Source organism: Bremerella sp. TYQ1 (assembly GCF_020150455.1).
Taxonomy (GTDB): domain Bacteria; phylum Planctomycetota; class Planctomycetia; order Pirellulales; family Pirellulaceae; genus Bremerella; species Bremerella volcania_A.
In genome coordinates, this window is record NZ_CP083740.1 from 5,764,440 (window position 1) to 5,783,828 (window position 19,389).

The 19,389-nt window shown below is 53.2% G+C and carries 18 protein-coding genes; 8 read left to right on the top strand and 10 right to left on the bottom strand.

Features of this window, described 5'->3' with window-relative positions:
* Positions 1-81: 81 nt before the first annotated feature.
* A complete protein-coding gene (locus tag LA756_RS23430; RefSeq protein ID WP_224437152.1) occupies positions 82-573 on the top strand; it encodes a dihydrofolate reductase in 492 nt (163 codons plus the stop codon).
* Here LA756_RS23430 and LA756_RS23435 read toward each other — a convergent pair.
* Entirely contained in the window at positions 570-1,781 is a 1,212-nt protein-coding gene (locus LA756_RS23435) for a type VI secretion protein ImpB (protein WP_261362056.1), read from the bottom strand. The two genes, LA756_RS23430 and LA756_RS23435, sit on opposite strands and share 4 nt — an antisense overlap.
* Before the next feature lie 71 nt (positions 1,782-1,852).
* On the opposite strand from LA756_RS23435, the gene LA756_RS23440 reads away from it, so the two are divergent.
* Both LA756_RS23440 and LA756_RS23445 read left to right on the top strand, forming a co-directional pair.
* Positions 1,853-1,996: a hypothetical protein gene (locus tag LA756_RS23440; RefSeq protein ID WP_224437154.1), complete on the top strand. Its 144-nt coding sequence runs from the start codon at positions 1,853-1,855 to the stop codon at positions 1,994-1,996.
* Complete coding sequence (locus LA756_RS23445; protein WP_224437155.1) at positions 1,989-2,816, top strand: GNAT family N-acetyltransferase; 828 nt, start codon at positions 1,989-1,991, stop codon at positions 2,814-2,816. The genes LA756_RS23440 and LA756_RS23445 overlap by 8 nt, the downstream gene beginning before the upstream one ends.
* 83 nt (positions 2,817-2,899) lie before the next feature.
* On the opposite strand, the gene rplS is transcribed toward LA756_RS23445, so the two are convergent.
* The 6 genes from rplS to LA756_RS23475 all read right to left on the bottom strand — a co-directional run bounded on the left by rplS (position 2,900) and on the right by LA756_RS23475 (position 9,089).
* A complete protein-coding gene (gene rplS, locus LA756_RS23450; RefSeq protein ID WP_224437156.1) occupies positions 2,900-3,250 on the bottom strand; it encodes a 50S ribosomal protein L19 in 351 nt (116 codons plus the stop codon).
* A gap of 26 nt (positions 3,251-3,276) precedes the next feature.
* Positions 3,277-3,993 carry a tRNA (guanosine(37)-N1)-methyltransferase TrmD gene (gene trmD / locus LA756_RS23455; RefSeq protein WP_224437157.1) on the bottom strand — a complete coding sequence of 239 codons (717 nt, stop codon included), beginning with the start codon at positions 3,991-3,993 and terminating at the stop codon, positions 3,277-3,279.
* A 15-nt stretch (positions 3,994-4,008) separates the two neighbouring features.
* Entirely contained in the window at positions 4,009-4,419 is a 411-nt protein-coding gene (gene rpsP / locus LA756_RS23460) for a 30S ribosomal protein S16 (protein WP_261362057.1), read from the bottom strand.
* Positions 4,420-4,537: 118 nt separating this feature from the next.
* The gene (ffh, locus tag LA756_RS23465) at positions 4,538-6,010 is read right to left on the bottom strand and encodes a signal recognition particle protein (protein WP_224437158.1); all 1,473 of its coding nucleotides are present in this window, start codon (positions 6,008-6,010) and stop codon (positions 4,538-4,540) included.
* A gap of 211 nt (positions 6,011-6,221) precedes the next feature.
* Positions 6,222-7,250: a nucleoside hydrolase gene (locus tag LA756_RS23470; protein ID WP_224437159.1), complete on the bottom strand. Its 1,029-nt coding sequence runs from the start codon at positions 7,248-7,250 to the stop codon at positions 6,222-6,224.
* A gap of 36 nt (positions 7,251-7,286) precedes the next feature.
* Entirely contained in the window at positions 7,287-9,089 is a 1,803-nt protein-coding gene (locus LA756_RS23475; protein WP_224437160.1) for a thioredoxin-like domain-containing protein, read from the bottom strand.
* Between the two features lie 398 nt (positions 9,090-9,487).
* Between LA756_RS23475 and LA756_RS23480 the strand changes: the two genes are divergently transcribed.
* Entirely contained in the window at positions 9,488-10,489 is a 1,002-nt protein-coding gene (locus tag LA756_RS23480) for a DUF1573 domain-containing protein (protein WP_224437161.1), read from the top strand.
* 65 nt (positions 10,490-10,554) lie between these two features.
* Here LA756_RS23480 and LA756_RS23485 read toward each other — a convergent pair whose 3' ends face one another.
* On the bottom strand, positions 10,555-12,438 hold the full coding sequence (locus LA756_RS23485) for a carbon starvation protein A (protein ID WP_224437162.1): 1,884 nt from the start codon (positions 12,436-12,438) through the stop codon (positions 10,555-10,557).
* A 198-nt stretch (positions 12,439-12,636) separates the two neighbouring features.
* Here LA756_RS23485 and LA756_RS23490 point away from each other — a divergent pair, with 198 nt between their 5' ends.
* From LA756_RS23490 to LA756_RS23505, 4 genes are all read left to right on the top strand, one after another.
* Positions 12,637-13,698: a thioredoxin-disulfide reductase gene (locus LA756_RS23490; RefSeq protein WP_224437163.1), complete on the top strand. Its 1,062-nt coding sequence runs from the start codon at positions 12,637-12,639 to the stop codon at positions 13,696-13,698.
* A gap of 158 nt (positions 13,699-13,856) precedes the next feature.
* Complete coding sequence (locus tag LA756_RS23495; RefSeq protein WP_224437164.1) at positions 13,857-15,695, top strand: divalent metal cation transporter; 1,839 nt, start codon at positions 13,857-13,859, stop codon at positions 15,693-15,695.
* A gap of 77 nt (positions 15,696-15,772) precedes the next feature.
* Positions 15,773-17,164, top strand: a complete 1,392-nt coding sequence (asnS, locus tag LA756_RS23500) for an asparagine--tRNA ligase (protein WP_224437165.1) — start codon at positions 15,773-15,775, stop codon at positions 17,162-17,164.
* 32 nt (positions 17,165-17,196) lie between these two features.
* Positions 17,197-17,628 carry a rhodanese-like domain-containing protein gene (locus LA756_RS23505; RefSeq protein ID WP_224437166.1) on the top strand — a complete coding sequence of 144 codons (432 nt, stop codon included), beginning with the start codon at positions 17,197-17,199 and terminating at the stop codon, positions 17,626-17,628.
* On the opposite strand, the gene LA756_RS23510 is transcribed toward LA756_RS23505, so the two are convergent.
* Positions 17,625-18,125 (bottom strand): NUDIX hydrolase, encoded by a 501-nt coding sequence (locus tag LA756_RS23510; RefSeq protein ID WP_224437167.1) that lies wholly within the window; start codon positions 18,123-18,125, stop codon positions 17,625-17,627. The two genes, LA756_RS23505 and LA756_RS23510, sit on opposite strands and share 4 nt — an antisense overlap.
* An 85-nt stretch (positions 18,126-18,210) precedes the next feature.
* Complete coding sequence (locus LA756_RS23515) at positions 18,211-19,266, bottom strand: sulfite exporter TauE/SafE family protein (protein WP_224437168.1); 1,056 nt, start codon at positions 19,264-19,266, stop codon at positions 18,211-18,213.
* Between the last annotated feature and the right edge of the window lie 123 nt (positions 19,267-19,389).

Consider the following 19,389-nt stretch of genomic DNA (forward strand, 5'->3'; position numbering starts at 1 on the left):
ACTGGCCTGGTAGAATGAAGCGGCTCGGGATTTCGGTCTCGAGTCGCTTTTTTTGTTTCTTGATCGTTATCTGAAGGAGCAATGATGACTGCCCGCAGCGATGCTGAGCTTCCAATTATCTTGGTCGGCGCCATGACCCAGGATCGAGTCATTGGAAAAGGGGAGGGGATGCCGTGGGATATTCCGGAAGAATATCAGACGTTCATTGATAACATCCGTGGCCAAACGGTCATCATGGGACGCAAATCGTACGAGATCTTCGGGCCAGATTTAACGAACTCGCACGCAGTCGTCGTCTCACGCAGTCAACCAAGTGTCGATGTTCCGATTGCTGAAAGCATTGAAAAAGCCATCGATCTCGCCAAAGGTTTCGGCCAGAAGATCTTCGTTGCAGGAGGGGCACAGATCTATGAACTAGCCTTGCCGCATGCCGATTGGATGTTTCTCAGCGAGATCAAGCATCGCTACGACGGAGACACATACTTTCCCAAGTTCGATCAAAGCGAATGGACGATCGAGCGAGAAGACGACCACGAGAAATTTATCTATCGCGAGTGGAAACGAATTTCCTAAGTGATCGTATTAAACGAATTCTGCTTTTTGACGAGCTCCGGGATTCGGCCAAACGCGATTTTGTCTTCCATGACGTCGCGGTAGGCATGGGTATTGGCAAAATAGATCGACGCTGGGCCCCAGCGATCGCTGATCTCGTCCAGCGCATGCGAAAGTCTTTGTGACTCAGAGATCTCGTCGAAGAGGTATCCGGAGACTTCGCTGCGGACGACCAGTTTTGCTACGGTAACGTCCACTTTTTTGAGTCCGGATAAGTTTCTCGGTCGTTCCGCCCAAAGTCGTTCAAACTGATGAAGAATCGACAGGGTGTCTTGCACGCACGGCAACTCAATTCGATGGGTGAAAATCGTCTTGTGGCTACCGGTAAGGGTAAGTTGAAGCGATCGTGCGAAGTACCCTGTCTGCCGAAGACGTCGTGCCAACTTACAAAGCAGCAACACCAAAATGCAGTGCGAGCCAGCTTCGTTGCGAAAACGTGGGTCGAGAACCCGGCCATGAGTCATTGAATGACGCTGAGTGGGTGGTTCCGGATCGTCAATGCCATGGAGCCCATTCCACCAGCGCGCGCCGGAAACGGATCCCCAGATTTCGGCTGCCTTCCTGCGTTCGATATTCCAAAGATCGGGAATGGTTCGGATTCCGGACTTTTCAAGTCGCGTCATCATGCCACGCCCCACGCCGGGAAGTTCGTCCAGCGGCAAATGCGAGAGACGGCCAGGCAGGTCTTCCGTGGGAAGTACGCTTAGTCCGTCAGGCTTTTTTAAGTTGCTTGCAATCTTTGCCAATAGCCTGCTCGAGGCGATTCCAATTGAGCTGGTAAGCCAGGGGCCAAAGTCGCGACGAATTTGTCTTTTGATTGCATTGGCGAGTTGAACCGCTTGATCAATTTCACGATAGCGACCACACAATTTGATCGTCCATTCATCAATTGAGTAGACATGATGCACCTCGGCGCATTGATCGACGCTTTTTAAAAGTTCATGGTGGATTTCGACATAGACACTCGGCCGAGCTTTGACGAGCCGAATTCCAGGGCACAGGCGTTTTGCCTCATAGACTTTTGTGCCGGTCCGAATACCGCATCGTTTTGCTTCGTAACTCGCAGCGATGACGCAGGTCGCGTCAGTTTCCATCGGTATGACACCGACCGGACGATTTCTGAGTTCCGGACGCAGGTACTGCTCAGCCGATGCAAAAAAGGAATTCATGTCCTGCATCATCCAGTTTACTTGCGTCATCACTTAGTCCCTGAAAGCGTTTTGATGGAGCATGGGTACAAATGTACACTATTGTCATTGTTCGGCAAGTGAATCGAGAAATGATGAGCTTCAGCGACGAAATCGCGGGGAATGAAGCGGAAATCGCCGAACCTGGGCTTATGGGGCGTGTCTCATGTGCGGTTTCTGAAAGCGTGAATGCGTAAGTTTTTGAAGGAGAGTGGTTTGACCGACCGAGGCTCTACGGAAATTGCCCAGGTAATCGAGACGAACGATAGCGAGTTTTGTTGTTACTGGGCTCAGTCGCCGAAAGTGGAGCTTCGTCGTGAAGAGCATTGGTATCGCCTGATCAGCGATATCGATCACCCCTACTTCAACAGTATCTTTGAAGCGCAGTTGCCAACGACTGGCATCGTAAGTGCCATCGAAGAAGCGATCCGTCCTTATCGTGATCGCGGCAGGCAAATGTCATGGTGGATCGGGCCGGCGTCCAGGCCAATCACGCTTGGCCAGCATTTAGAGCAGTTAGAATTCAAAAAAACGGCTTGCGAAGCAGCGATGGCCATCTGTCCATTTGAGGCAGACTTTGAGCGGATCAGTGATGATGTCGAGATACAAGCAGTGACATCCGCAACACAGCTGCGGACGTGGGTTGAGATCATGACCGGAGTCTATGGTTTGCCAGAGTTTACCCGGGAGCCATGGTTTCAAATTTTGAATCGACTGGGTTTGGACGGTCGATCGAAGCTTCAGCACTTTGTCGCACGACTTGACGGAGACGTCGCGGGAGTCGGTTCTGTTTTCTATGGAAGTCAGGCTGCGGGAATTTATAACATCGCCGTGCTTCCGGAGTTTCGAGGCCAAGGAGTTGCGTCGACGTTGACGATTTCGCTACTGTCTCTCATTGACGAACAAGGCTATCAACTTGCAACCCTCTGCGCGTCACAGGAAGCGGAAAAGCTCTATCGAAAGATTGGTTTTCAGATGCATGGAGAGTTGAACTGTTTTGTCTGGTCTCCCGCATAGCGCATAGAAAAACACCGCGCTTCGTTTCCAAGGCACGGTGTTTCGTATTCGTCTCGCTGTAGGAGAATACGCTTGATCGCGTTTTAGACGCGGCGTTCTCGGAGGCGGGTTGCCTTACCAACGCGATCACGCAGGTAGTACAGTTTCGCACGGCGAACCACGCTTCTACGCGTAACTTCGATTTTGGCGATCTGTGGGCTGTGGATTGGGAACTTCTTTTCCACCCCTTCACCGGCGACGATGCGGCGAACGGTGAACATTTCTCGCGTACCGCTGCCGCTCTTGGCGATCACGGTACCGATGAACTTTTGGATACGTTCTTTTTGACCTTCGAGGATCTTAGTGTGAACTTCAACCGTGTCACCAATCTCGAAGAAATCGACTTCCGACTTTTGATAGGCCGCTTCGACCTTATTCATCAATTCTTGGCTCATTGCCAGGTTCCTTCTACTACAGCGTATTAACGATTATTTTGTTCCGCGTCGTCCTCATGCTTTTCCAGCAAATCGGAACGTCGCATTTTGGTCTTTTCGAGCGACTGCTGTTTCCGCCATTTGAGAATCTCTTGGTGATTGCCACCTAATAGAACCTCAGGAACACTCAGTCCGCGGTATTCTCGTGGTCTGGTGTATTGTGGAAACTCAAGCAGGCGATTTCCTTCGCTGAAGGAGTCGTCCACTGCACTTTGCTCGTCGCCGAGCACGCCAGGAATCAGGCGAATCACCGTATCGATGATGGCCATCGCCGCGACTTCACCTCCATTGAGGACAAAGTCTCCCAGCGAAATCTCTTCCGGCTGCAAAAGGTCGATCACGCGTTGATCGAAGCCCTCATAGCGGCCGCATATCATCGTCAGCCGTTGTTCCTGAGCAAGTTCCTCGACTAGCGGTTGATCCAGTGTTTTGCCTTGAGGGCTTAGCAGGATTAACCGTCCAGGCGTTTCGCTCTGTGGCTGAATTTGCTCGATCGCTTCGACAACCGGTTGCACGCGGATGACCATTCCAGGTCCACCGCCAAAAGGACGGTCGTCGACTCGATTGTGCTTGTCGCTAGCCCAGTCTCGAAGGTTATGGACATGGGCTTCGACCAATTTTTTATCGATTGCCTTGTTCAGTAAGCTCTCACCGAGGTAACCGGTGAAAATTTCAGGAAACAAGGTCAGGACATCGAACCGCATCGCAGGGGTTCCTGCTTAGCCTTCTTCCTTGGACTGCTCTTCACCACCTTCGGCGGCAGCAGCTTCCACTGCTTCGCCTTCCGCTGGAGCGGCGGCTTCAGCACCTTCCTCAGCTGGGGCTTCTGCGCCTTCAGCTTCTGCAGGAGCTTCCGGTTCTGGTTCCTTGATTTCGACTTTAGGAGGAACGTAAGCAGTTTTGGTCGCCATGCGAGCCAAAGCTTCTTCGCGTGCTGCCACGTGGCTACCGTTGGTGCCGTACTTTCGGATTAGAACGGCAACCTTCGGGGAAGGTTGAGCACCGACGCCGAGCCAGTAATCGACTCGTTCGGTCTTCAGATTGACTCGGGCATCCTTTTCTTTGACAAAAGGATCGTAGGTGCCGAGGTACTCGATTGCCTTACCGTCTCGCGGGGTGCGAGAATCCATGGCGCAAATACGATAGAACGGACGGTGTGCCCGACCCATCTTTTTCATGCGAATGCGAACTGCCACGTAACGTTACTCCTAAAGTAGATTTACTGTCTCACCATGCCCAACGACGAGGTTAACGACGCCGCTTTTTGAGCTTGTTTTTAAGTTTACTCTTCATCTTCTTCTGGTTCTGGACATCCTTGGCGGTCATCCGTTTGCCAGTGCCTTGCTTGGCTTTTTTCATTTTGCCGGTCGGATCCATCAGCTCGCCACTGCGAAGCTTCCGCATCATGTCCATGGCACCGCCCATGCCGCCCCCGGCCATTCCCTTCATCAGCGAAGCCATACTGTCGAACTGTTTGATCAGCTCGTTGACTTCTTGGGGGGAAACGCCTGAGCCCTTGGCGATACGTTGGCGACGGCTGTTGTCGATCAGCTTGGGATCGTTGCGTTCCGCGGCGGTCATCGAATCGATCATGCCGCCGAGCCGCTTCATCTCTTTCTCGTGGTCGCCCCCTTGCAGCATCTTGGTCATTTCGCCCATGCCAGGCATCATGCCGAGCATCTTCTGCATGAGGCCTGGGCGTGCGATTTGATTCAACTGCTTACGGAAGTCGTCCAGGGTGAACTGTCCTTTTTGCAGACGTTCTTGCGTCTTCTGGACTTGTTCCTGATCGAACTCGCGTTGGGCGGTCTCGAAGAGCGACTGAATGTCACCCATTCCGAGAATACGACCGGCCATTCGGTCAGGGTGGAAAGGCTCGAGGCCATCCATCCGTTCGCTGACACCGATGAATTTGATCGGTACGCCGGTCACATGTTTGACCGACAGCAATGCACCGCCTCGGGCATCGCCGTCGAGCTTTGTCATGATGACGCCGTCAAGCTCCAAAGCGTCGTTGAACGCCTTGGCGCTGTTCACTGCATCTTGGCCTGTCATGCCGTCAACGACGAGGAACGCCTGGTCTGGCTGGACCTTCAGGTCGATTGTCTTGAGCTGTTGCATCAGCTCTTCGTCGATGGCAAGACGGCCTGCGGTATCGAGGATCACCACGTCGATGCCGTTTTCGCGGGCATGTTTCACCGCGTTTTGGCAGACAGAGATCGGGTCGGTTGCCCCTTCTTCGCTATAAACAGGGGTGTCGACACTCTTACCGACGATGTGCAGCTGCTCGACGGCGGCGGGGCGCTGAAGGTCGGCAGCACACAGAAGGGCTTTTTTGCCCTCCGAGCCGATCAAGCGGGCCAGCTTACCGCAAGTTGTCGTCTTACCGGCACCCTGCAGACCGCACATCATCAGGACGGTGACGTCCTTTGTCAGATGCAGGCTTGGATCGGAATCGCCACCCAGAAGCTCGATCAATGCTTCATTGACGATACCAACAAGCTGCTGTTCAGGCTTCAGCGACTTCAAAACGTCCTGACCGACAGCTTTGTCGGAGACGTCGTTCATGAAAGCCTTGACGACATCGTAACTTACGTCGGCCTCGAGCAAGGCCGTCTCGACCATTTTAAGGCCTTCTCGCATGTTCGACTCGGTCAATCGGCCTTGTCCGCGCAGCGTCTTAAACGCTGATCGTAAGCCGTCTTGTAACGAGTCCAACATGGAAAGTATGCCTAATGATCGAATTTACGCGTCACAGGGAGTTCGCTTTAGGGTTGGAATTCTTGCTGCCAAAAAGGCAAAGCAACCCTATGGACCGCTCCCGAGAGATGGGTCGAAACGCGTATTCTAGCGAACCCCACGGCAGGTTGGCAATTGGTAATGCCGAGATGCGAGCCGGTTTTTCCTGTGGTAGCGACCCCGCAATGGGGGGCTAGTTGGTGCCAGGTGGTCGCTTTGAGAGATCCACGAGGGTTTTCACGATTTTCGCTTTATGGTCGTCGGGCAATATCAAATACCGATCGCGACCGTCCTCTTTGGGGGTAAAGCTCGTGTGCGATTGGTCATTGATCGAGACGGTTCCTGGCGGCGAAAGCTCGAATTGGCCTGCATCTGGCCGAACGGCATAAAGCACCGAGGTCAAATCCCAGGTGGGACGATCATGAGGTGGAGGGCTGTACAGGTAGTACGCCTCTGGAAGCGGATGATGCTCCGCATACAGATAGTCTTTTTCGATGCTCTGGTGAGGGTAGGGGAGAGCAATGCCGATTTCATAGCCGCTCCAGATAATAGGAGTCGGCCATTCCTTGCTCAGCTTCTGAGCGGCTGCTAAGTCCATCTTTATGTTGTATTCGCCATAGGCTCCTGGCTTTCCGGGAATCTTAGCGAAAGCTCCCCCCATAACGGAAATGAATTTGACTTTCTCCTTCGCGAGTTCTTTTCCACCGAGTGGACTGATATCGTCTCCGGGCGAAGAGAGTAGATTCGCCAAGTTCGTGGAAAAACCAACCTGAGCAATGACGACCGACTTCGGTTCAGCTGCCACCAGGGTTCGCCGTAATAGCTTCACCGCATCCTCAGCATCTTGGCCTGACATCAAGTCATGTGGGAATCGCTGTTTGCCAGAGTCTTTGGTGTTGGCGAGGCCAAGGAATTTGCCTTCGGTGTCGGTCACACCGCTGTTACAAACCCCGATTGGGATGTCGCCACGGCCATAAAACGTATTCACTGCATCCGTGAACGCTGCCGCTGATGGATGGTCCTTCGTAATCGTGACAGCCAGCAATTGACACTCGCCCATGTCTTCCAGCGAATGGATCATTGCCAACGCAAGTACGTCGTCGACATCGTTCCCAATATCCGTATCAAAAATCAGCGGGACAGGTTTATCGCTGCTTTGTGCAAGTGAGGCAGAAGCAGCGAAGAGCACGCAGAACGTGGTCACGATCAGTCGAGGTAGCATGGCGTTCGGTGGGGCAAAAGTCAGGGGGGAGGGTTTCTACTTCTGAATCGCGCCTTCAGGTAGGGCTGGTCGCTTTTTAAGGGGGAGCGGTTTCAAGCCTTTGATTTCCAGCGTTGAAACCTTCTTGCTTTCCAGGTCCAGCACGCGAATCAGGTGGTTGTTGGTGTCTGCGATGTAAAGCTTGCCGTTGGCGTGAGCGAGGCCTGCCGGTTCATCAAATTGGGCAGGATCATTTGCGATGCCAGGTTCTCCCGTGCCAGCGATGGTGGTCACCTCACCTGTCGCTGCATCGACTGCTTTTATCTTGTTGTTGTACGTGTCGGTCGTGTAGATGATGCCATCGACGTAACAAACACCAAGCGCATGCTGAAGCTTGGCTGTCTTGGGGCCACCATCAACGTCGCCAAAGCTGAACAGACGGCCGTAGGGCAAATGGGCCGTGCCGATCACGGTTTTTACGTTGCCTTCTGGATCGAATGGAACGCCACGGATCGAGCTTCCTTCGCTGTCGGCAACGTAAAGCCATGTGCCATCGGAAGTCAGGCCAGATGGCTGAGCGAACGACGAAAACCCTTGCTGATAGGGGACCGGCGGCAGCAGCGGACCATCGACAATGTCTTCGCGGCCGTTTCCTGCGTAGGGGCCAATTTCGGATTCGTCCAGCGTCATCTTCCAGATCTGGTGAGGACCGGCCATGGCGATATAAAGATCGTCACCATGCGGCCAAAGTGCCCAGGGGCTGTTGATTGGAGTCGTCTTAGGTAAACCAATGAAGCGATCCGGCAGGCTGGCGATCGTCGCGTTTTCGCCCATACCTGGCCAATTGTTACGAGCCTGTTGGCCGACGCCTGCGATGGTGGTGACGTTCTTTTCCTTCAAGTCAACTTTGCGGATCAAATGGTTCTCGGTGTCAGCGACATACAAAGTGTCCTGTACGAGCGCCATTCCTTGTGGGTGATCGAACTGGGCTGATTTATAGCCTCCGTCCGCCGAGCCAATGTCGCCACTTCCGATGACATCCAGCGTTTCTCCGTCAAACGATGTAATCACGATTCGGTTATGGTTGCTGTCCGAGATGAAGAGCCGTTTCGACTTTTCATCGGCAAGTACTTTGCCGGGAAAGCGAAGCTGAGTTGGATCTTGGCTGTACGCGAGTAAGTCGAATTGAATCGGTGTCTCGTCTAGCGAGCCGTTCTCTCGATAGTAGCCCATCGCTTCATTTAAGATCGTGCGGATATCGTCCGCTTTGAACTCTCCGCGACGAAGGTAGACGACGTTGCCTTCAGGATCGATCAGGTACATTGTCGGCCAACTGCTGACGTTGTAGCTGTTCCAGATTTTCATTTCGTTATCGTTGACGACTGGATGTTCGATCTCGTATCGCAAAATGGCTTCGCGGATATTTTGCGGGTCTTTTTCCGTGTCAAACTTAGCCGAGTGGACCCCGATTACGACCAGCTGGTTAGGGAATTCATGTTCTAGCTTCTTAAGTTCTGGAAGGATGTGAATGCAGTTGATGCAGCAGTATGTCCAGAAATCGAGGAGGACAAACTTGCCTTTCAGCTCTTTCAACTCGAGCGGGCCCTTGGTGTTCATCCATTCCATTTCTTGAGGAAATGGCGGAGCAGGGATACGTGCTTTGAAGGGATGGACTGGCGCCGCTGCAGGCTTGTCTTTGTTGTCTGTGTCAGCATTTTCTTCTGTGGCAACTGGTTGCTGTTCTTCTGCCATGGCGAAGGGATGCGAAGTAGGGCTACCGCAGCCTACTAGTAGCAAGACAGCAGCGAACAGAGCTAGCTTGCGGAGAACTGGCTGGCTAGAAAATGGCACGTTCGACATCGATATGACCTTCCGAGTTCAGGGGCAGGATTCCAATGAAATTGGAACGAATTCAGGAGAGAAAGGCTGTAATAATCCGTACAATAGCAGATAGGCAAACCGGTGAGGACCGTCTCCCGTTAACCTTTTCCACCGTCTCCAGTGTGCTTGCTGCTACCACCCTTGCGTGGTGTGCTTTAAGCATCTTGAAAAAAATCCTGGGGCGATCATGGATTTTAGCCGACAAAGTATAACGATTATAGCGATTATTCCGGGCAGCCCCGGAAACGATATTTTCGAACGTGCACCCATGAATGTGCTACCTTTGGTGGAATGGTCTCATGGTGGACGAGTCCGCACGGCTCGTACCCAATCCTACCCCTTCCGACCATGCCCGCCAAATATCGGAGGATCAAACCGTGTTTCGTAAAGTATGGCTCGCCGTCTGTCTGGTACCTCTTGTGGCTTCCGTTGGCTATAGCCAGGAATGGGCGAACAAGATGTTTAAGGTTCGCACGCACGACTTCGGTGCAGTGGCCAAGGGTGCCAAGGTTTACTACGAGTTCGAAATCGAGAACATCTACGAAGAAACTGTTCACATTGCCAGTGTCCGTTCCAGCTGCGGTTGCACGAGCCCCTCGATTAAGAACGACACTCTCAAGACATGGGAAAAGGGCGCGATCGTCGCCAAATTGAATACGGACAGTTTTCTGGGACACAAAAGTGCCACCGTCACTGTTACGATCGACAAACCTTTCTATGCAGAAGTCCAGCTGAACGTTTCGACGAACATCCGCGGCGACGTGGTCTTCGAGCCTGGTTCCGTCCAGTTTGGCAACGTCCAGCTAGGGGAAGCCAGTGTCGCCAAAGTGCACGTGACTCAGGCTGGTCGCAGTGATTGGCAAATCACCGACGTGCGTAGCAACGATGACTACCTTGGAGTCGATCTGAAAGAAACCAATCGTGGCGGCGGACGTGTCGGTTACGACTTAACGGTTCACCTGAAAGATAACGCTCCGGTTGGTTTTATTTCGAGCCAATTGGCCCTGATCACCAACGACGGCAGCAGCCGCTCGGTTTCATTGCCAGTGGAAGGCAAAGTCGAATCGCCATTGAACGTCAGCCCGAGTGCATTGTCGCTGGGTGAGCTTCAGCCAGGCGAAAAGACCGAGGCGAAGTTGATCGTACGAGCAAAGAAGCCATTCAAGATCACTAACGTTCAGTGCGATAGCGAATGCTTCCAGTTCGCGGCGTTGTCGGAAGAGCCAAAGAAGCTTCACTTCCTGCCGCTGACGTTCACCGCTGGAAAAGATGGCGGCACTGTCGTGAAGAAGATTACGATCGAAACCGATCTCGGTAACGGAATCAGTGGCGAATCGGTTGCGACTGCCGTCGTTAAGGAAGCAAATTCCGAAACCTAAAATCAGGTCTCTCAAAAACTTTCAAAGGCCCAGTTTCACTAGCGAAACTGGGCCTTTTTTCGTTTCTAGTTGTCGGCAGCAACGATCGGTTTCTTTTCCGGCAATGGCGGAAGCGACTCTTCCAGCACCCCCTTCACTTTGGGCCACATCACGATGGCCTCGAACAGCATCCAGGCTTGCAGGATTAGCACCCCGATCCCGAGCACTGCGAGAAGCACTTTGTGTTCCGCCAGATAGCCATGGTCGGAAAACAGGTTGTACGACATCGCTAAGAATGGCAGAACCAGCATGGCGATCATTGGTATTGCGATAAACCAAATCGGTTTGTTTCTTCGCCACAGGTAAAACGCGGTGACCATCATTGCCAGTCCAGCAAGTAGCTGATTCATCGCACCAAACAGTGGCCAAAGCAGCGTTCCGCCGCGCCCCGGGATCGGGCCAGCGAATATCGCGATACCTAAAGCTGATAGCACTGCCACGGCGGTCGCCGCATATTTACCGGAAAGTGGTCGAGTGACAGGATTCGACACGAACAATTCCTGTAGCACGTACCGTTGTAATCGGGTCGCGGTATCCAGTGTTGTTGCTGCGAAGTTTGCGACTAGCACCGCAATAATGCTGATCCCGATCTCTAGTGGAATTCCGATCGCGGAAAGGAAGTTCGCTCCGCCTTCCACAAACGCAGCGACCAAGTCTTTTAAGCCAAATGCCGACCAGCCTTTGGACATGTCGTACCTCATTTCCCACGCAGCGCGACCCATGATCGGTTCGCCATCGGCATTGGTAAGTGCGGTGTAGGCGAAGCCACCATCCTCGGTCGGAGCACCTTCAAAGATGCCCATCCCAACGCCTGCACAGCAAGCCAGGATCACGATCACAGCCAAGCCACCTTCCAGCAGCATGGCCCCATAACCGATGTACTGAGCGTCCGATTCTTTTTCGACTTGTTTACTTGATGTACCGCTACTTACCAGGCAATGAAACCCACTGCATGCGCCACAAGCGATGGTAATGAACAAGAACGGGAAAATGGGGGGAGCCCCTTCTGGCATTTGTTGAGCCACGGCGGGTGTCGACTCGGCTAAATCAGCGGCCCCTGTTACGCTTGCGACGAGCAGACCGACAAAAAGCAACGCAAGAGCCACCAGCAGTTGATGGCTATTCACGTAATCTCGCGGCTGCAGCAACAACCAAACGGGTAACACGGATGCCACGAAGCAGTAAATCAAAAGAATGACCGTCCAAATAACTAACGCGCTCAGGTAGGGGTTTTGAGCCAATTCAGGACTGAGCACGTCTGACATGATTTGTGACAAGTCAATCGGCAGATAATACACACCGACATAGATCGAAGCGTAAACGATCGCCAATGCGACCAATGACGGGATCAGTAGGTGAGCATCTTTCTTGCGGGCATATATTCCCAATGCAATCGCAATCGGCATGCTGATCCAAACGGGTAAGACCGTTTGCGGGTAAATGGCAAAGATGCTTGCGACCACCAATCCAAAGATCGCGAGAACCACCATCAGCGCTGAGGCCAACACCAGAAGGAACAGGTACTTTGCCCGCTTGTTGATCATTCGACCAGCGATTTCGCCGACCGTTTGCCCGCGATTTCGTAGTGAGATAATCAGCGAACCTAAATCGTGAACGGCACCCACGAAAATCGATCCGAACACCACCCACAAAAGGGCCGGCAGCCAACCCCAAAACACGGCAATCGCCGGCCCCACGATTGGGCCTGTCCCGGCGATACTCGTAAAGTGATGGCCAAACACCACTTGGCGATCGGTAGGGCAGTAGTCGATGTCGTCTTGCAGCTGTTTGCTTGGGACTTCGCGACTGTCGTCGAGGTCGAAGATCTTCTTCGATAGCCAGCGCCCATAGGTGTTATAGGCAACAATAAAGCCAACGAATGAAAGAACGGCGACAATTAACGTGGACATAAGCGTAAAATACGTGTCACGGTGTGAGGCACCGTGCATCCAAGCGAGGAGTGAACGTGATGGAGGGAGCGACGGGGATAGTGAGCCTAACCGCCTCCCCCTATAATGATGAATTCTCCAAGCGACGTGAATAGCTCACAAACGAACTGAGAAAAATTTTTTTCCCGGCTTAGCGCTTTCAGAAGGAATAGGTCAATCGTGTCGGAAAAGATTGAAAACGTCATCATCGTCGGAAGTGGACCTGCGGGCTGGACCGCGGCTATTTATGCGGCTCGGGCAAACTTGAATCCCCTTCTGTACGAAGGTGCAGCGCTGCAAGAGCATTACGACTTGGGCCGAGGACCGCTGGGCCAGCTTGCGATGACGACCGAAGTGGAGAACTTCCCAGGCTTCCCAGCTGGCGACCTGAGCGGTTACCTCGACAATGCCATCGATGAAAGCCTGCGTCAGTACATGGCCCCACATCAAAAGCATGGTGTCAGCGGTCCAGAGCTGATGGAGCTGATGCGTCAGCAGGCCAAAAACTTCGGTACACGCGTAGTGACTGACGACATTCTGGAAGTCGATTTCTCGGAACAGCCGTTCAAACTGAAGCCTCGTGAAGGGGAAGAGTGGTTGAAGGCTCGCTCGGTGATTATCGCTACTGGTGCCCGGGCAAACTACCTCGGCTTGGAATCGGAATCGAAGTTCAAAAACCGCGGCGTAAGCGCATGTGCCGTATGTGACGGTGCTTTGCCGCGTTTCCGCGAGAAGCCATGTATCGTTGTTGGTGGTGGTGACTCGGCCATCGAAGAAGCCGATTACATGAGCAAGTACAGCTCGATCGTCTATCTCGTGCATCGTCGCGATAAATTCCGTGCTTCCCAAGCCATGGTCGATCGCGTTATGAACAACAAAAAGGTCGAAGTGGTTTGGAATCACGTCGTTACCGAAGTTCTCGGCGATGATCAAAACGGCGTGACTGGTGCAAAGTTGGCCAGCACTGTCGACGACTCGACGAAAGACCTCGAAGCGAGTGGTTTCTTCCTGGCCATCGGTCACACACCGAACACCGACTTCCTGAAGGGCAAGCTGGAAATGAACAACTCCGGCTACCTGAAATGGACGGTCCCATTCCGTACCAATACCAGCGTCGATGGCGTTTTCGCTGCCGGTGACGTGGCCGACGATTACTACCGCCAGGCCATCACGGCCGCAGGAACTGGATGTATGTCGGCTCTCGACGCCGAACGCTGGTTGGCCTCGCAGGGCTTGCATTAAGCAAAATTTGCAACCATCATTAAGGGCACTGAGAACCCTGCCGGTTCGGTGTGTCAACGAAAAATCTCGGCAAGGGGAACGAAGATCGTTCCCCTTGCTGCTTATACTCCCCACCCCATCATCCCTTATCTACGCCAAGTCTGGGCGAAGGAATCGCTATGTCAGAGACCGTCACCAAAGTCGAAACGGATCGTGAGATTCTGCAGGAAGCACAGTCCAAAGGTGCCGGGGCAACGCTCGGTGCCTGGGTTCGCTTGTCGGGACCTGGCTGGATTCAAAGTGCGATCACCCTCGGTGGTGGCTCGCTTTCCGGGGCGGTATTCCTGGGGATCTTGGGTGGCTTCAATCTTTTATGGCTGCAGCTCGTTGCGATCATCATGGGCGTGGTGATGCTGTCAGCGATCAGCTACGTCACCCTATCGACCGGCAAACGGCCTTTCAGAGAAATCAATACGCACATCAATCCAGTGCTCGGATGGGGCTGGGTTTTGGCAACCGTCGCGGCGAACATGATCTTCCTGATGCCGCAGTTCGGGCTCTGCTATTCGGTGCTCAATAAAAATATGGGCCTGTTCCCTGACAGTTTGGAAGCGAAAATTGCCGTTTCCGTCGTCCTGTTTCTCGCCGGCGGCAGCATGGTTTTGCTGAACATGAAGCCTGGCCTGTCTTCCAAGATCTTCGATATTCTGCTCAAAGCGATTATCGGGGTGATTGTCCTTTGCTTCTTCGGCGTGGTGATCAAGCTCGCGTCTAGTGGCACGTTCTCTTGGTCGGAAGTGTTCCAAGGTTTCATTCCTGATCTGTCAGGATGGAGCAAGCCGACTGGGCAGTTGGCCGAAGTCGCGTCGCAGGTCGAAGAGCCCTATCGCTCGTTTTGGACTGACCGAATTGTTGCCGATCAACGGGCGTCGATGATCGGTGCCGCAGCAACTGCGGTGGGGATCAATATGACGTTCATGATGCCTTACTCGATGTTGGCTCGAGGGTGGGATAAACCGTTCCGCGGTCTGGCTCGGTTCGACCTGGCAACGGGGATGGCGATTCCTTACATCCTGGTGACCAGCTGCGTGGTGATTGCCGCTTCGTCGGCGTTCCATGCCAATCCTGGTGAAGCGTTTCTCTCGGAAGATCCTGCCGTGATGGCGAAAAGCCCAATCTATGGCGGTGCCGAAAAGATGCTCGCGAAACGCGTATTGGACGACAAAGATCAACCTTTGGAAATCCCTGCCGAATACAGTGACGCTTCCAAGAACGAAGAAGGTGAAGTCGTCTCAGCCACTCTGATTGAAAACCTCACCACGCCAAAAGAAGAAACTGGGCTTCAGCCGTACGCGCCGCTGAAAGAACGTATCGCTCAGCTTCCTCAGCAGGAAAAGATTCTCGCGGCCTCGTTGGTTAAACGGAACGAGGCGGTCTTGGCCGAGTCGCTCGAGCCGCTGCTGGGCAAGTTCCTTTCCAAGTGGATCTTTGGCCTTGGTGTGTTTGGAATGGGCTTCTCGACGATCGTCATTCTGATGATGATCAACGGGTACGCGTTCACCGAAATGACCAATGCGAAGCCTAACGGCATGATTCACATCATCGGATGTGCGTTGGCCGGAATTTCAGGGGCGTCTTGGTTTGTTATCTGGGATGGACCTGCGAAGACATGGCTCAGCATTTTGGCATCCAGTTTTGCTGGCATGTTCCTGCCGATTGCCTACGTGACATTCTTCATGATGATGAACAGTACCCGCATTTTGGGTAAGGATAAGCCTCGCGGCATAAGCTGGGTGGTCTGGAATCTGCTGATGATTGTCTCGGTCGTCGGCGCGATTGCGGCCAGTAGCGTGGCGATCTACGACAAGGTGACCAGCAGCGGAACTCCACTTCCTCTGAAGTACACCGTCTTGACCGTCGTGTTTGGTTATCTGATCCTGTTTGTAGGCGGATTCTTCTTCAAGTCGAAAAGTACCGACTCGGACGCTACCGAAACGGAGACTGCTGACTCCGCCTAATTTGATTCGAGTCGTCGATTCCCCGCGGTCGGATCGCGGGGCGACTCGGCGAGGCGAAATAGCAACAGGACGGAGCAATGGAAAAGCGAACGGTCTTACAGGCTCGCAGTGCCGAGACCATCGGGCAGACGGTATGTCTCGAAGGCTGGGTCCGAACGCGGCGCGACTCGAAGGGTGGCTTTAGCTTTATCGAGCTGAACGACGGAAGCTGCCTTGCCAATATTCAAGTGGTTGCCGACAACGATTTGGCAAACTACGAAGACGAAATCAAACATCTCACCCCCGGCTCGTCGATTCGTGTCGTGGGTGAAGTGAAACAGTCGCAAGGCAAAGGTCAAACCACCGAGGTAAAAGCTACCGAGGTCTTTCTTTACGGGACTGCAGACGCAGAGACCTACCCGCTGCAAAAGAAGCGGCATACCTTCGAGAAGCTCCGCGAATGGGCTCACTTGCGTACACGATCGAATACATTCGGCAGTGTGTTTCGTGTGCGGAATCGTGTGTCGTTCTCGATCCATCAGTTCTTTCAGGAACGGGGTTTCCTGTACGTCAACACGCCGATCATCACCGCTTCCGATTGCGAAGGGGCAGGGGAGATGTTCCGTGTCACGACGCTTGATGTCGATCAGCCACCGAAGGTCAATGGCAAAGTCGACTTCAGCAAAGACTTCTTCGCACGGCCAGCTTACCTGACAGTCAGCGGACAACTAGAGGGCGAGATCTTCGCCACCTCGCTCGGCAAAGTTTATACCTTTGGTCCAACGTTCCGCGCAGAGAACTCAAATACGAGTCGTCACCTGGCGGAGTTCTGGATGGTAGAACCAGAGATCGCGTTTGCCGACTTAGAAGAGAACATGGACGTCGCCGAGGCTTTCTTGAAACGTATCTTCACAGATGTCATGAACGACTGTGCGGAAGACATGGCATTCTTCAACGAACGAATCGAGCCTGGGATTCTCGACACACTTACAGGAATTGTCGACAGCGAATTCCTGCGGTGCAGCTATACCGAAGCGATCGAGATCCTACAGAAATCAGGCCATAAATTTGAGTATCCTGTCAGCTGGGGAATGGACCTCCAGTCAGAGCACGAGCGTTATCTGACCGAGCAACATTTCAAGCGTCCGGTTATCCTGCACGACTATCCGCGAACCATCAAACCGTTCTACATGCGTTGTAACGACGACGGCAAAACGGTGCGAGCGATGGACGTTCTGGTACCGAAAGTGGGCGAAATTATCGGTGGAAGTCAGCGCGAAGAACGCCTCGATGTGCTTGAAAGCCGCATGAAAGAGCAAGGCCTCGACGCCGAAGAGTACTGGTGGTACTTGGACTTACGTCGATATGGAACCGTTCCGCATGCTGGTTTTGGCCTTGGCCTGGAACGCGTTCTACAGTTTATTACCGGCATGGGGAACATTCGCGACGTGATTCCGTTTCCCCGAACCCCTGGTTGGGCCGAGTTTTAAACAATCGCTTCGTTGCGAAAAGGAACCGAGATATGTCCTATCGAATGTTGCCTCTGACACTATGTGCTTTCGTCACGCTCGTATCGGCGTCGGCCGCTTGGGCGGTTGATCTGAAGGAAGTGAAGAAAGAAGTCGACGAGGGCAAAGCGGTTCTGCTGGACGTTCGCGAAGAGGTGGAATGGAAGAAAGCCCACCTCGTCAAAGCAGAGTTGGTTCCCCTTTCGACGATCGCTACCGATGCTCATGCGAAGAAAGCGATCGAGAAGTACACCAAAGATCCCGATTTGAAGATCTATGCCTATTGCCAGTCCGGCAAGCGTTCCGTCGTGGCATCTGACATGTTCAAGCGTGTCAAAGCAGACGTGATTCCGATCACGCAATCGTATCAGGATTTGCTCGACGCTGGTTTCAAGCAAACCAAGGGGACCGATCCTAAATATGATCCCCCGATCAACGTCAACTAAGATCGGAACTGGAAGTAAAAGAGCAGTGCGGCAAGCGTTTTTCCGTCTGCGATACGGCCATCGCGAACCATCTCTTTCGCTTCGCTTAGCGTAACGACATGGTTCTCGATTTCTTCCCCTTCTTCACGAGCCGGCTGGTACATAGTCAGTCCGGTCGCTATGTACATGTACATCTTCTCGTCCATCACGCCCGGCGATGGGTAATAGACCGAAAGCAGTTCGATGTTGTCGGCGCGATATCCGGTCTCTTCCTCTAGTTCCCGACCGGCGGTAATTTCCGGGGCTTCATCTGGTTCGAGCGTACCAGCAGGCAACTCAAGAAGCGTCTCTTCGACCGCGATGCGGTAGTTCTTGATCAAGCATACATGCTCGTCATCTACCAGCGGTAAGATCACAGCTGCCCCGGGGTGCCGCATAATGTCCCTGGGACGCTCCCCTTGCCAGACACGTTCGACGTTGAAGCGGACTCCCTCAAAAACTGTTTCAGGCGACTTCATCTCGATACCTCTCTCGTAGCCAAAGACCGAGTCGTGAAACCCTTGATTATGCCGCAGGGGCATCTCGACAGGAATGCCTGTCGATTTACGAGGTTCCTTCTTCTGTCGATAGTTCTAACGTTTGGGAATCGGCTGCTGCTTGGAGTGACTCGCCCAACTGATACAGCAAGTGAAACAAGAGGTTGAAGATCAGTATGCCAACGATCGCCCCCAATAATGCGACGCCGGTGACATGCTCGTGGATGAGTGTCCAAACGAATTGGCCGATACACAAGATCGACACGACGACTAGCGTTGGGGTTCGGCTGATTAAGTTGACGACCAACGCACCAAACGGTGCTCCCAAAGCGACAATCGGCGCGGCCGCCAACCAGTTGGTGTAAACCTCTGGAGCGATTGCAAACTGACTAGGGCTAATCTGGGATAGCAGAACGTTCGAGCCAATTCCAACCAGGGAGGTGAACGCCATCAAGATAACTGACGTTGGAATGGCAATCTTCAAATCGGATCGGTACAGCAAAACCAGCGTCGCATAGATCATCATGTCGATGCCTACCCCGGTGATCGAAGAGGCGATCCCGCCAAAGATTCCAATCGTCAAACCAATGGCCGGATCGAATGACTTGCTGCGGTGATGCATGCCTTGATTCGTGGTGAGCTCCTTGAGCTTTACCAGGTGCATGATACCGAAACTGGCCCAAATCACGCCAAAGATAAGTTTCACCCACAAATCGGGAACATACGGAGCGATAAAGGCTGCTCCCAGCGGTGTGCCGATCAATGAACCTATCAGGGCAGGGCGAAGCAGTCCCCAATCGACCGGACGATGTGTCGACAAGATGTAAATGGCAGCCGAAGTCATGCCGATCGATTGGATGGCCAGGCCGAAGTTTCGACCGAGTGCGCCTGGCATCTCGAACAGCAGTACCAACACTGGAAACGCGACGGTGCCGCCGCCCATGGGAGTCGATCCGGCGACATACGATCCCAAGGACATCGTCAACGCAATCGGCCAATGTGAGGCGAGCGTTCCCCAGTGATTACCCACGGCAACAATGCCGAGCCAAACCGAATAAAAGACGACCAGCCAAAGTAAAAAGGGCCAGATCGGTGGCAGCCTACGGACGAAGAATCGCCCCATCGAAGTTTCCTGGGTTACAACAAGATAGCGAGCTCAGCAACTTGCGCTGATTATCAATGTCGGAACAACACTTGTCAAGACAAATGACGGTGGCGAATTGATCCCTCGATTTACCAATGGCGA